This window comes from Variovorax sp. Soil_C_17 (genome assembly GCF_057657265.1).
The window spans coordinates 926096-938329 of sequence record NZ_JBDGIT010000003.1 but is presented as its reverse complement, the minus strand read 5'-3'; the positions used below and the strand labels follow the sequence as shown (position 1 = coordinate 938329).

Below are 12234 nucleotides of genomic sequence, written 5' to 3'. Positions count from 1 at the left end.
CGTTATTGCTGGAGAAACCAGCTTAGGCTTTGCCGCAACCGCACGCTGTAGGAAAAGCCCGTAGCTGCCGATAGAACACATTTGACTGTTGCGTCCTGTTCGTGATTCGCCAACACTACTACTTTTCGTCACATTTGCGACAAAGTGTGAAATTGTCGCTGGCCCGGGCAGGGTCCGATGCATAGGATCGAAGCGCTCACTTGTACAAGCCCTGCCAACCTCATGCCGCAACTGCGAAATATCGCGCTCACCGTGCACGAACTCGAAGAAGGGGAGTTCTACTGGGTACTCATGGAAGGCACGGACTACGCGATGGAGGATGCGCTTCCCTACCTGCCGCTCGAATCCGCGAGCGATCCGCAGGCGAGCTACGCCAACGCCTTGGTGGCCGGCGTCGCTGCCATGCGAAAGCTGTTCGGCAAGGACGGTCCGCGCACGTGAAGCGGTAGGCCGGCGCCAGGGCCGGCGGCGCTCAGGAGGTGACGCGCTCGTGCGTCGAAAGCGGCCACCAGCGGCGCCACCACGGGCGCTTGGGTTCGGGGCCTGCGGCCGAGGCGTTGGCGATCAGTTCCGCGGCCATCGATGCGCGTACGCGTTCTCGCAGCGCGGTCTCGTACGCGTGCGCGGGCGCCCGCGCGCTGCGGTCGCCGCGAAGGGCCAGGCGCCGCCAGGCATGGGCCTGTTCTGCGAGTTCCGCATCGCTCAGGTCGTCAGGGTGGGGCAATTGCTGCGTCATGCTGAAGGAGATTGTGCCGCGCTCGCGGGCGCAGAGCATTCCAATTCTCCAGCCAGATGCCGTCTCGCGACACAAAGAAAAAAAGCCGGGGCCATGCATTTCGCATGACCCCGGCCTTGCGCGTCGAGCGGTGGTGCTTACAGCGCGAGTTGCTGGCCGCGAGCGGCGGCGCGGGCTTCGGCACGCACCGTGGCGCGGTCGACCGTGCTGGCCAGCACGGGAGCGACGCCTTGGCCGTAGCCCTCGGCGTAGGGATCGGCGCTGTGTGCGGCCGCGACGGCCTCGTTGCGCACGCCGGCGCGGTCGGTCGAGGCAGTCAGCACAGGCGTGACGTGCGACGAAACGGCTTCGGCATAAGGATTCTCGCTGCGCGCGGCCACGACGGCCTGGGCACGCACGTCGGAGCGGCTGTTGGCCGACACCGGCGCATGCACGCCTTCGTAGGTTTCGGCTTGGGCGCCGACCGCGGCGAGAAGCGAAAGAGCGGCGGCAGCGATGATCTTCGAGGTCTTCATGGCAGTAATTCCTTGCAGTGACTTGGATTGATTTCGAACCGGTCTTGGGTGGGGGCGTCGCCCTGGAAGGGGCGGCCACCTCGCTCGGTGCCCTGTTCACTCAGAACAGTGAATGGCTGCTCTGTGGGATGAAGTTTGCCTTCAAAACTAGGTGGAAACCCTAGCCATTCGGAATCGCGGCGTTTTCGTCACGGAAACAATCGCGCTACGGGCCGCGCCGAGCGCGGCGCCTGCTGTCCTCGGGAACGAGGCGGCCGGTTTGCCGAATGAATGACGAAGGTGCGACCGGGCTCAGTCGCCGTTGCGCTGTCGCTCGGCGTTCAGGTCGCGGCCGATCAGGCGCGTGAGTTCATCGAGTTCGCGTGCCAGGCGCAGGGCTTCAGCGCGTGCTTCCGGGTCGCCCTGTCTCATGCGCGCGAGATGTTGCTCGAAAGCGTCCGACAGCTTTGTCCATCGTTCGAACGAAGTGTCGATCGGCGTGAGCGAGTCCTGCATGGTGGCCTCCAGTTCGCAACTCTGCGAGCCGTGGCATCGACTCGCGAAGCTGCGAAGCCAAAGGCTACACAAAGCGGCAGCGCATGGGGATGGCAGGGGTGGGTAAATGCGGGCTGCTTTGTGCAACTTCTTCGCGGTTTTGGCGACTGTCGAGCGCCGGGCCGACAGCCCCGGACGCCACCCGGCCCCCGTGGGTGTCCCGTGCTTTTTTTGTGAGATGCGGCACACAGAATAGTAGCCTGTAAGTACTACATGTAATTACAATTGGCTACATGCATTCACGTCCCGCGACGAAGCCGAACCCGCCGTCCTGCCGGGCCCGCTACGGAGGCCTCCTTGTCCTATAGGGTGCTCCAGCGCGTGGCCAAGGGACCGCTGCCGATGATCTTCACCGCGATGGAGGACATCGAGGCGCTGCGGATCCTGAAGGATGGCGGCTGGGTCAAGGCCGCGTTCTCGGCCCCTCCGGGACGCAAGGGAACGGCGACGGTGACGGAACTGACCCCGCTGGGCCGGTTCGCGATGCAGTTCGTGCAACCCGACGACAAGGAGATGCCATGAGAGTCTTCCTTTGCCTGCTGGCCAGTGTCACGGTCTTCGCCGCCTGCCTCGGCGGCTGGTGGTTCTACTGGCCGGTCTGGCAGGTGGAGGCCCGGGTGAAGAGCCGCCTGCCCGAACCGGCGGCCGCGAGCTTCTCCGGCGTCGTCTACAACAAGAAGACCGGCACGGCCTGCGGCTACGTCAGCGCGTCGGACCCGCGCGGCGGTCCCACAGGCAAGACGCATTTCATTCTCATGCCCGACGGCGAGCTGCGCCTCGATCCGAAGGACCCGATTCGCGGCAACACGCTGCAACAGCTCGAGAGCCTTCGCAGGCACGCCGACTATCTGTCGCTGGCCTACGCGCGCTGCCAGGTGGGCTGAGCCTGCTGAGCCGATGGGGCCACAGGCACCTGCACGGACGCCAATGCCGGTGCGGCCGTGCGCTGGGCAACCTGCCGCAAGGCCTCGGCCAGCTGATCGAGGCCGAAGGGTTTGCACAGCCAGACGGTGCCGGCGATCGGCCTCTTCGGCTCCTCGCTCGCCGTCGCGAAGATGATCGGCAGTGCGCAGCGAGCCTGCAGCTTGTCGGCGAGCTCCAGACCGGAGAGGGCCGGCAGCCCGATGTCGGCCATCAGCACATCGAAGGCGCCTTCGAGGAAGCGATCGAGTGCGCCTTCGGCGCTGCGCACGCCAGTGGCCCAGTGACCCAGCAACTCGAGTGCTTCGAGCGTCGCCTCGAGGACCTCGGGGTCGTCTTCGACAACCAGCACGCGCAGACTGCAGCATGCGTTGGGCGAACATGCGGCGTCGCTGCTCATGTGAGGGATTCTCCGAGTCTGCACAGACTCGCAAGCATGGCGCCGGCCGACGAAAGCCGTGTAGGAGCGGGCCGCAAACCGCTGAGCGTGGCCGCTGTCGGTTTTCATGGCGCCGATCCGCAGCGCGCTTCCTCAGCCCACGGCCGTAGCGACCGGCATCGAGCGCCAAGCCGGATCGAGCGTCAGCGCCTTGCGCGCTTCCTTCTCCAATGCCGCGTCGAGCTGCGCGAGGAGCTGGATCTCGCCGGCGATGCTGGTCCCGATCGGCACGCCGCCCTGGTAGAGCACGCGCGAGCCCGGCACGCGCGGCACCCGGCTGCCCGGCAGCACGCTGCCCAGCAGGTTGGCGGGATCGGCAGCCGAGAGGCAGACCAGGTTTGCATCCGGTGGTTGGCGGCGCACGTTGCGCATGAGGCCGATGGCTTCCGGCAGCGCGAACTGTTCGCCCGACAGACCGGCGATGAAGCGGCCGCCGCGGATCTCGCCGCGGGCCTCCAGCCGCCGGTAGGTGCGCACCAGCTCGCGCCAGGGCGGCAGCCACGCGGCCTCGCGCTCGATCAGGTGCCAGCACATCACGCCATAGCGCCGCAGCAGCACGCGCGCGACCTGCTCGATGCCACCTGATGCGGCGTTCTCGCTGCCCGCCGAGGGCGGCCGCGCCAGCGCCCAGCGCCCGGCGTCCTCGATGCCGAACAGGGCGCCGCGCCGGCGCCGATGGGACGCGTGGGAGGGCGAGCGCTTCGACGCGGGTACGAGCAGAGCCCGCAGTCCCGCATAGCTGTCGCAGCGCACGCGGCCGCGCGCCACCAGCTCGGACAGCGCGTCCTCGAGCTCGGTGCCCAGCAGGCGGGCGCCGTCCGCGATCTCGTCGAAGAAGGAGGCGCCATGCTCGCCCAGCCAGGCCGCCACGCGCTGCGCACGAGAGCCGAGCGTCGCATCGTCGGCCGGCACCGGCGCGAGCTGGGTCCACAGCGCGGCGCTGCGGCGCGGCAGCAGCAGGATCGGGGTGGCACGCAGCGAGCTGCCGGCGCGGCCGGTCCGGCTCTCGGGCGCGTTCGGGCGCAGGCGCGTCCACATCACGCGGCCCGCAGTGCAGAGGTCGTCGAGCCAGGCGCTCGCGTAGTCGTTGACACGGGCCGGCAGCAGCTCGGCTTCCCACAGCGCGGCCGGCGCCTCGTAGCCTTCCAGCTGCGCCAGCACGCCGGCCAGCGCGTCGGGGCCGCTGACCTTGGAGGCGGCGCTCACGTGCTGCCATTCGAAGAGGAAGCGCGCGAAGTCGCGCGGCTCCACCGGCTCGATCTCGCGCCGCAGGCGCTTGAGCGTGTAGCGGTGGATGCGGGCCAGCAGATGGCGCTCGCACCATTCGGGTTCCGCGGCACCGGGCGTGAAGCGGCCCTGCAACAGCAGCCCTTCGCCTTGCAGGCCGAGCAGCGCGGCTTCCAGCTCCGATCCGGGCAGTTGCAGCTGTTGCGCGAGCACGCGCGTGGACACCGGCCCCAGCCCGCCCAGCCGCGACTGCAACAGCTCGCGCAGCGCCTCGTCGCGCGTCGACGGGCCTTGCGCGTATTCCGCGGGCGGCTCGATGGCGGGCTGGAGGATGGCAGCGGGGTAGAGCACACGGGCAAGCGACAAGCGTTCGGCCGCCACCCACAGGCCCGCGCCCGTGCCGTCCGCCGGCAGGAGGCGGGCCGCGCGGCCGGCGTCGGCCAGCGCTGCGAGCCAGGGCTTCCAGCCCGCATCGCGTGCGACCTCTTCGTCGGTGATGGCGGCCAGGCCGTTCAGCGCTTCGTGCATCTCGTCCGCGTGGCGAGGGCGGGGCCAGGCTTCTTCCCGCACGCTCTCGATCGCCTCCGCGTCGAGGCGGCCCAGGTCGTCCGCGCTTTCCGGATCGGTGTAGCGCCGGCTCTGCACGGCCTGCGTGCGCCGCTCTTCCAGCGGCGCGTCGTCGAGGAAGGCATAGGGCCGCGCGTTCAGCACCTCGGCCGCGAGCGGCGAGGGCGCGGGCAGGTCGCGCGTCGTCACCTGCACTTCGCCCGCCTCCATGCGGCGCAGCAGGCGCAGCCAGCCTTCGGCGTCCATCGCCTCGTGCAGGCAGTCGTCCAGCGTCTGCGCGACCAGCGGATGGTCCGGGATCTCGCGCTCGCCGGCCAGGTTCTCGGCGCAGGCCACCTGGTCCGGGAAGACGCTGGCCAGCAGGTCCTCGGACTTCATGCGCTGCAGCTGTGGCGGCACCTTGCGGCCGCCGACGAAGCGCGGCAGCGCCAGCGCGGTGGTCGCGTTCCAGCGCCAGCGCACGCCGAAGAGCGGCGCGTCCAGCAGAGCCTGCACCAGCACGCCCTGTGCGGTGGCCGAATGCAGGTAGCGCGCAACCTCGTCGAGCGCGAAGCTGTGGCTGGTCGACAGCGACAGCACGATCGCGTCCTCGGTCGCCGCGGCCTGGAGCTCGAAGTTGAACTTGCGGCAGAAGCGCTTGCGCAGCGCCAGGCCCCAGGCCCGGTTGAGCCGGCTGCCGAAGGGCGAATGGATGACCAGCTGCATGCCGCCCGATTCGTCGAAGAATCGCTCGATGACGATGTGGCGCTGGCTCGGCAGCACACCCAGCACGGCGAGCGTGCGCGCGAGGTGGTCGACCAGCTGGCGCGCGGCGTCTTCGGACAGCGCGATGGCCGCCTGCAGCCAGCGCACTGCCTCGTCGGCGCCGTGCGCGGCCATGCGTTCGCCGAGCGCCTCGCGCAGCCGCGAAACGCCGAAGGACAGCTCCTCGCTGCGCCCCGGCGCCTCGCCCAGCCAGAAGGGGATGTTGGGCGCGGCGCCCTGCGCGTCCTCCACGCGCACGCGGCCGGGCTCGATGCGCAGGATGCGGTAGCTGGTGTTGCCCAGCTGGAACACGTCGCCGGCCAGGCTTTCGACCGCGAAGTCCTCGTTCACCGTGCCGATCTGGTGGGCTTGCGGCTCCAGAACCACGCTGTAGTCGCCGGTCTCGGGGATGGTGCCGCCGGAGGTCAGGGCCGTGAGGCGGGCGCCGCGGCGCTCGCGCAGGCGGTGGTGCACCGCGTCCTTGTGCACATAGCCGGCGCGCGGACCGTTGCGGGTGGCGAAGCCCTCGACCAGCATGCGCACGATGGCGTCGTACCGCTCGCGTGCGAGATGCGCGTAGGGCCAGGCGCGGCGCACGAGGGCGAACAGCGCGTCCTCGTCCCACTCGCGGCAGGCGGTTTCGGCCACGATCTGCTGCGCGAGCACGTCCAGCGGGGCGGCCGGCACGCGCAGGGCATCGAGCTCGCCGCGGCGGATGCAGTCCAGCAGGGCCGCGCATTCGACCAGCTCGTCGCGCGACTGCGGGAAGAGGCGCGCCTTGGGCGTGCCGCCCACCGCATGGCCCGAGCGCCCGGCGCGCTGCAGAAAGGTGGCGATGGAGCGCGGCGAGCCCAGCTGGCACACCAGGTCGACGTCGCCGATGTCCAGGCCCAGCTCCAGCGAGGCGGTCGCCACCAGCACCTGCAGCTCGCCGCGCTTGAGGCGCTGCTCGGCATCGAGGCGCGCCTCCTTCGCGAGGCTGCCGTGGTGCGCGGCCACCGCGTCCTTGCCGAGGCGCTCGCCGAGGTGACGCGCGGCGCGCTCGGCCATGCGGCGCGTGTTGACGAAGACCAGCGTGGTGCGATGCAGCAGCACCAGCTCGGCCACGCGCGCATAGACCTGGTCCCATTGCTCGTGGGTCATCACCGCGCCCAGCGGCTGCGGCGGCAGCTCGAGGGCGAGGTCGCGTTCCTTGGCATAGCCGATGTCGACGATCTCGCAGTCGGCCACGCCGCCATGCACGTGCCCCGCGCCCACGAGGAAGCGCGCGACCTCTTCGACGGGCTTCTGCGTGGCCGACAGGCCGATGCGCGTGAGCGGCCGGCCGCACAGCGACTGCAAGCGCTCCAGCGAGAGCGAGAGGTGGCTGCCGCGCTTGCCGGCGGCGATGGCATGGATCTCGTCGACGATCACCGTGCGCACCGTCGACAGCATGCCCCGGCCCGAGGCCGAGCCGAGCAGCACGTAGAGCGACTCGGGCGTGGTCACGAGGATGTGCGGCGGCTGGCGCAGGTTCTGCTGGCGGTCCCTGGAGGGGGTGTCGCCGGTGCGCACGGCGCTGCGGATGTGCACGTCCGGCAAGCCCAGCATCGCCAGCTCGGCACGGATGCCCGCCAGCGGCGCCTCGAGGTTCAGGCGGATGTCGTTGGACAGCGCCTTGAGCGGCGAGACGTACACCACCGTGGTCTCGTCGGGCAGGCCGCCGGGTGCCAGGCCCTGGCGCACCAGCCCGTCGAGCGCGGCAAGGAAAGCGGTCAGGGTCTTGCCCGATCCGGTCGGAGCCGCGACCAGCGTGTGGCGCCCGGCACGGATGGGCGGCCAGGCGGCTTTCTGCGCCTCGGTGGGAGCGGGAAAGCTGCGGCTGAACCAGCCGCTGACGGCAGGGTGGAAATCGGCGAGAGGCACGGGCTGAGAGCAGGTGAGGGCGGCCGCACCGCGGCCGCTGCCGAAGCATGTTACGCGGCTGCGGCGAAGTCTGCGATTCCTGAGAAATCGGGTCTGCGGCGCGGATCTCGACCACCAGCGCGAGCATGGGTCTTGCCCGCTGCCGCGCAAAAAACACGCGATCTGGCACCGCTGTGACAAAGCATCAGCTTCTGGTCAGCGTTCCGTCTATTTCTTCACGCGCTTCCCGGCGAAATCGGCGCAAACTACGTCCATGGTTTCTCTGGGGGATTGCTGCAAAGGCAATCATTGAGCTCGCTTCGGCGAGCTCTTTTTTTTGTCCCTCGACCTGCGTGAGAAACTACGGGGCTGCCAAAGCACGACGGTGACGCTGGTTTGCTGAACGACAAAGAAAAGATCATCTCGGTCGCGCCCATGATGGATTGGACGGACCGCCACTGCCGCTACTTTCACCGGCTGCTGACCCGCCGCGCCCTGCTCTACACCGAGATGGTGACCACGGGCGCGCTGATCCACGGCGACGTGCCGCGCCACCTGCGCTTTGCCGCCGAGGAGCATCCGGTCGCTCTTCAGTTGGGGGGCAGCGAGGTCGCCGAGCTGGCCCATTGCGCGAAGCTGGGAGTGGATTGGGGCTACGACGAGATCAACCTCAACTGCGGCTGCCCCAGCGAGCGCGTGCAGCGCGGCGCCTTCGGTGCCTGCCTGATGAACGAGCCGCAGCTGGTGGCCGACTGCGTGAAGGCCATGGTCGACGTGGTGAGCGTGCCGGTCACGGTCAAGCATCGCATCGGCATCGACAAGAGCGAGTCCTACGAGTTCGTGCGTGACTTCGTCGGCAAGGTGAGCGAGGCCGGGTGCGGTGGCTTCATCGTCCACGCGCGCAATGCCTGGCTGAAGGGCCTGTCGCCCAAGCAGAACCGGGAGGTGCCGCCGCTGCGCTACGAGCTGGTGCATCGGCTCAAGCACGATTTTCCCGAGCTCGACATTTCGATCAACGGCGGCTTCAGCGACAACGCCCAGATGCAGGCACATCTGCGGCTGCTGGACGGCGTGATGATCGGACGCGAGGCGTACCACAACCCATGGTGGCTGACGCAATGGGACGAGGTCTTCTACCGGCAGGCGCCCTCGACGCTGACGCGCGAGGAAGTCGAGCGCAGGATGTGCGACTACATGGCCCGCGAGGCCGCCGAGCACGGCACGCCGTGGTCGAACATCGCGCGCCACATGCTGGGGCTGCGCAACGGGCTGGCGGGCGCGCGCCGCTGGCGCCAGGTCTGGAGCGATCACAGGCTCAAGACGCTGCCACCGCACGAGGTGATGGCGCTCGCGCACGAGCCGGCGGCGCTGTCCGCCTGACCGGGCTCAGGCCGCCATCAGCCGCGCCTCGGGCGCGTGTCGACGGGTGGCGGGCGCGACAAACCGGACCCGCTGATCACCGATCCGCGGCGCCCTGCACGGCCATGATCAGTTCGCCGCCTCCAGGCCGCTGCGGAAGTGCTCCTGCATGCGTGCCATGGCAGCGGCTGCGTCTCGCGCCTTGATCGCGGCCATGATCGCGGCGTGCTCCGCCAGCGACTCGGCGATGCGGCCGGCCTTGAGCAGCGAGTTGTGCCGATTGAGCTTCATCACCTTGCGCAGGTCGGCCACCATCTGGTCGCGCCAGCGGTTGTCGGCCATCGCCAGGATGCGCATGTGGAAGCGCTCGTTGACGGCGAAAAAATGCGCACGGTCCACCTTGCCCGGCGCGGCGGCGGCTTCGAGCTCGGCGTGCAGGGCTTCGAGCTCGGCCCGCTGGGCGTCGGAGGCCCGTTCGGCCACCACGGCGACCGCGTCGCTCTCGAGCAGGCTCAGCAGGTGGTAGACGTCCGCCAGGTCCTTCTCCGAAACCTCCGTCACGTAGGCGCCGCGCCGCACCTTCATGGTCACCAGGCCTTCGGCCGCCAGGACCTTGAGCGCTTCGCGCAGCGGCGTGCGGCTGATGCCGTATTCCTCCGCCAGCTTGAGCTCGTCGATCCAGCTGCCGGGCTCGAGCTCGCGGTTGAAGATGCGCTGGCGCAGCAGCTCCGCCACCTCTTCGTAGAGGGCGCGCGGGGTGAGGGTGAGGGCGGACATGCCCGAAATGTACCTCAAGCCAAAGTATTTGAATTAATAATTACAGATGGGTTAGACTCGCATTGAACTGTCACGCGCCTGCGCGGACACTCCCTCCACTCGCACGAGCCGGCGCCATGAGCAGCAAACCCGAACCGACCTTCCAAACCGCGACCCTCGAAGCCTGGACCCAGGCTGCGGCCAAGTCCGCCCCCGGCGGCGACCTGCAGGCGCTGAACTGGATCACGCCCGACGGCATCGCGGTCAAGCCGCTCTACACCGCGGCCGACCTCAAGGGCCTGAAGTACACCGACACGCTGCCCGGCTTCGAGCCCTACCTGCGCGGCCCGCAGGCCACGATGTACGCAGTGCGCCCGTGGACGATCCGGCAGTACGCGGGCTTCTCCACCGCCGAGGAATCGAACGCGTTCTACCGCAAGGCGCTGGCCGCCGGCGGGCAGGGCGTGAGCGTGGCCTTCGACCTGGCCACGCACCGCGGCTACGACAGCGACCATCCGCGCGTGACCGGCGATGTCGGCAAGGCCGGCGTCGCCATCGACAGCGTGGAAGACATGAAGATCCTGTTCGACCAGATTCCGCTGGACAAGGTCAGCGTCTCCATGACGATGAACGGCGCGGTGCTGCCGGTGCTCGCCGGCTACATCGTCGCGGCCGAGGAACAGGGCGTGGCGCAAGACCAGCTCTCGGGGACCATCCAGAACGACATCCTCAAGGAGTTCATGGTCCGCAACACCTACATCTTTCCGCCCGAGCCTTCGATGCGGATCATCGGCGACATCATTGCGTACACCGCGGAGAAGATGCCGAAGTTCAATTCGATCTCCATCAGCGGCTACCACATGCAGGAAGCCGGCGCCAACCAGGCGCTCGAGCTGGCTTTCACGCTGGCGGACGGCAAGGAGTACGTGAAGACGGCGCTGGCGAAGGGGCTGGACGTCGATGGCTTCGCCGGGCGGCTGAGCTTCTTCTGGGCCATCGGCATGAACTTCTACCTGGAGGTCGCCAAGATGCGCGCGGCGCGCCTGCTGTGGTGCCGGATCATGAAGGAGTTCAACCCCAAGAACCCCAAGAGCCTGATGCTGCGCACCCACTGCCAGACCTCCGGCTGGAGCCTGACCGAGCAGGACCCGTACAACAACGTGGTGCGCACCACCATCGAGGCCATGGCTGCGGTCTTCGGCGGCACGCAGAGCCTGCACACCAACGCGCTGGACGAGGCGATCGCCCTGCCCACCGAGTTCAGCGCGCGGATCGCGCGCAACACGCAGCTCATCATCCAGGAAGAGACCCACATCACGAACGTGATCGATCCCTGGGCCGGGAGCTACATGATGGAGAAGCTCACGCAGGACATGGCGGATGCGGCCTGGACCATCATCGAGGAGGTCGAGGCCATGGGCGGCATGACCAGGGCGGTGGACAGCGGCTGGGCCAAGCTCAAGATCGAGGCGGCAGCCGCCGACAAGCAGGCGCGCATCGATTCGGGGCGGGACGTGATCGTGGGCGTCAACAAGTACAAGCTGCAGGACGAAGACACGCACGACATCCTGCAGATCGACAACGTCAAGGTGCGCGACAGCCAGATCGCGCGGCTCAAGTCGGTGCGCGAGAAGCGCGATGGCGCCAAGGTGCAGGCCGCGCTCGATGCGCTGACAGCCGCCGCCGAAAGCGGCGAAGGCAACTTGCTGGCACTGAGCGTCGAGGCGGTCCGGCTGCGCGCGACGGTGGGCGAGATCAGCGACGCACTGGAAAAGATCTACGGCCGCCATCGCGCCGACACGCAGAAGGTGACCGGCGTCTACGCCGCCGCCTACGACTCGGCCGAGGGCTGGGAGGCGCTGCAGAGCGAGATCGCCGCATTTGCCGAGGAGCAGGGCCGCCGCCCTCGCGTGATGATTTCCAAGCTGGGACAGGACGGGCACGACCGCGGCGCGAAGGTGGTTGCCACCGCGTTCGCCGACCTGGGCTTCGACGTCGACATGGGCCCGCTGTTCCAGACCCCCGAGGAATGCGCGCGCCAGGCGATCGAGAACGACGTGCATGCCGTCGGCGTCAGCACCCTGGCGGCAGGCCACAAGACGCTGGTGCCGGCCATCATCGAGGAGCTGAAGAAGCAGGGCGCGGACGACATCATCGTTTTCGTCGGCGGCGTGATTCCGCGGCAGGACTACGAGTTCCTGTACGAAGCCGGGGTCAAGGGCATCTACGGGCCGGGCACGCCGATTCCGGCCAGCGCGAAGGATGTGCTTGAACAGATTCGTGCGGCGGTCGCAGCCTGATGTGGCCTGAGCTTCATCCCCGTTCCTTCTCCCTGAGCTTGTCGAAGCCTTCCCCTTTCGTGCTCAAGTGAAACCCTTTTACGCCTACCTGCTGCGCTGCTCGGACGGTTCCTACTACGCGGGCCAGACTGACGACATGGCTCATCGCATGCAGCAGCACAGCGACGGGCGGATCGGATACACATCGACGCGCAAGCCGGTCGAGCTCGTGTGGCAAGGCGAGTTCGAAACACGAGAGAGCGCGATCGCATT

11 protein-coding genes and 1 pseudogene are annotated in these 12234 nt (G+C 68.4%); 6 read left to right on the top strand and 6 right to left on the bottom strand.

Annotated features, from left to right (window positions below; all coding sequences use genetic code 11):
- Nucleotides 1-222: 222 nt before the first annotated feature.
- Nucleotides 223-441 (top strand): hypothetical protein, encoded by a 219-nt coding sequence (locus AC3A6Y_RS19635; RefSeq protein ID WP_487869874.1) that lies wholly within the window; start codon nucleotides 223-225, stop codon nucleotides 439-441.
- A 31-nt stretch (nucleotides 442-472) separates the two neighbouring features.
- Here the strand turns inward: AC3A6Y_RS19635 and AC3A6Y_RS19630 are convergent, their stop codons facing one another.
- From AC3A6Y_RS19630 to AC3A6Y_RS19620, 3 genes are all read right to left on the bottom strand, one after another.
- Entirely contained in the window at nucleotides 473-736 is a 264-nt protein-coding gene (locus AC3A6Y_RS19630; RefSeq protein WP_487869873.1) for a hypothetical protein, read from the bottom strand.
- A 137-nt stretch (nucleotides 737-873) separates the two neighbouring features.
- Entirely contained in the window at nucleotides 874-1251 is a 378-nt protein-coding gene (locus tag AC3A6Y_RS19625; protein ID WP_487869872.1) for a helicase SNF2, read from the bottom strand.
- Between the two features lie 291 nt (nucleotides 1252-1542).
- The gene (locus AC3A6Y_RS19620; RefSeq protein ID WP_487869871.1) at nucleotides 1543-1746 is read right to left on the bottom strand and encodes a hypothetical protein; all 204 of its coding nucleotides are present in this window, start codon (nucleotides 1744-1746) and stop codon (nucleotides 1543-1545) included.
- A 381-nt stretch (nucleotides 1747-2127) separates the two neighbouring features.
- Between AC3A6Y_RS19620 and AC3A6Y_RS19615 the strand changes: the two genes are divergently transcribed.
- Together AC3A6Y_RS19615 and AC3A6Y_RS19610 are read left to right on the top strand one after the other, a co-directional pair.
- Nucleotides 2128-2307 (top strand): hypothetical protein, encoded by a 180-nt coding sequence (locus AC3A6Y_RS19615; RefSeq protein ID WP_487869870.1) that lies wholly within the window; start codon nucleotides 2128-2130, stop codon nucleotides 2305-2307.
- A complete protein-coding gene (locus AC3A6Y_RS19610) occupies nucleotides 2304-2669 on the top strand; it encodes a hypothetical protein (protein WP_487869869.1) in 366 nt (121 codons plus the stop codon). Before AC3A6Y_RS19615 ends, AC3A6Y_RS19610 begins: the two co-directional genes overlap by 4 nt.
- Here AC3A6Y_RS19610 and AC3A6Y_RS19605 read toward each other — a convergent pair.
- Together AC3A6Y_RS19605 and AC3A6Y_RS19600 are read right to left on the bottom strand one after the other, a co-directional pair.
- The gene (locus tag AC3A6Y_RS19605) at nucleotides 2645-3106 is read right to left on the bottom strand and encodes a response regulator transcription factor (protein WP_487869868.1); all 462 of its coding nucleotides are present in this window, start codon (nucleotides 3104-3106) and stop codon (nucleotides 2645-2647) included. The two genes, AC3A6Y_RS19610 and AC3A6Y_RS19605, sit on opposite strands and share 25 nt — an antisense overlap.
- A 132-nt stretch (nucleotides 3107-3238) precedes the next feature.
- On the bottom strand, nucleotides 3239-7588 hold the full coding sequence (locus AC3A6Y_RS19600) for a DEAD/DEAH box helicase (RefSeq protein ID WP_487869867.1): 4350 nt from the start codon (nucleotides 7586-7588) through the stop codon (nucleotides 3239-3241).
- Nucleotides 7589-7963: 375 nt separating this feature from the next.
- On the opposite strand from AC3A6Y_RS19600, the gene dusA reads away from it, so the two are divergent.
- Nucleotides 7964-8947: a tRNA dihydrouridine(20/20a) synthase DusA gene (dusA, locus tag AC3A6Y_RS19595; RefSeq protein ID WP_487869866.1), complete on the top strand. Its 984-nt coding sequence runs from the start codon at nucleotides 7964-7966 to the stop codon at nucleotides 8945-8947.
- A 108-nt stretch (nucleotides 8948-9055) separates the two neighbouring features.
- Here the strand turns inward: dusA and AC3A6Y_RS19590 are convergent, their stop codons facing one another.
- Nucleotides 9056-9703 carry a GntR family transcriptional regulator gene (locus AC3A6Y_RS19590; RefSeq protein ID WP_487869865.1) on the bottom strand — a complete coding sequence of 216 codons (648 nt, stop codon included), beginning with the start codon at nucleotides 9701-9703 and terminating at the stop codon, nucleotides 9056-9058.
- A 116-nt stretch (nucleotides 9704-9819) separates the two neighbouring features.
- Here AC3A6Y_RS19590 and scpA point away from each other — a divergent pair, with 116 nt between their 5' ends.
- On the top strand, nucleotides 9820-11982 hold the full coding sequence (scpA, locus tag AC3A6Y_RS19585) for a methylmalonyl-CoA mutase (protein ID WP_487869864.1): 2163 nt from the start codon (nucleotides 9820-9822) through the stop codon (nucleotides 11980-11982).
- Nucleotides 11983-12118: 136 nt separating this feature from the next.
- Nucleotides 12119-12211, top strand: a pseudogene (locus AC3A6Y_RS19580) (hypothetical protein); the annotation flags it as partial.
- Between the last annotated feature and the right edge of the window lie 23 nt (nucleotides 12212-12234).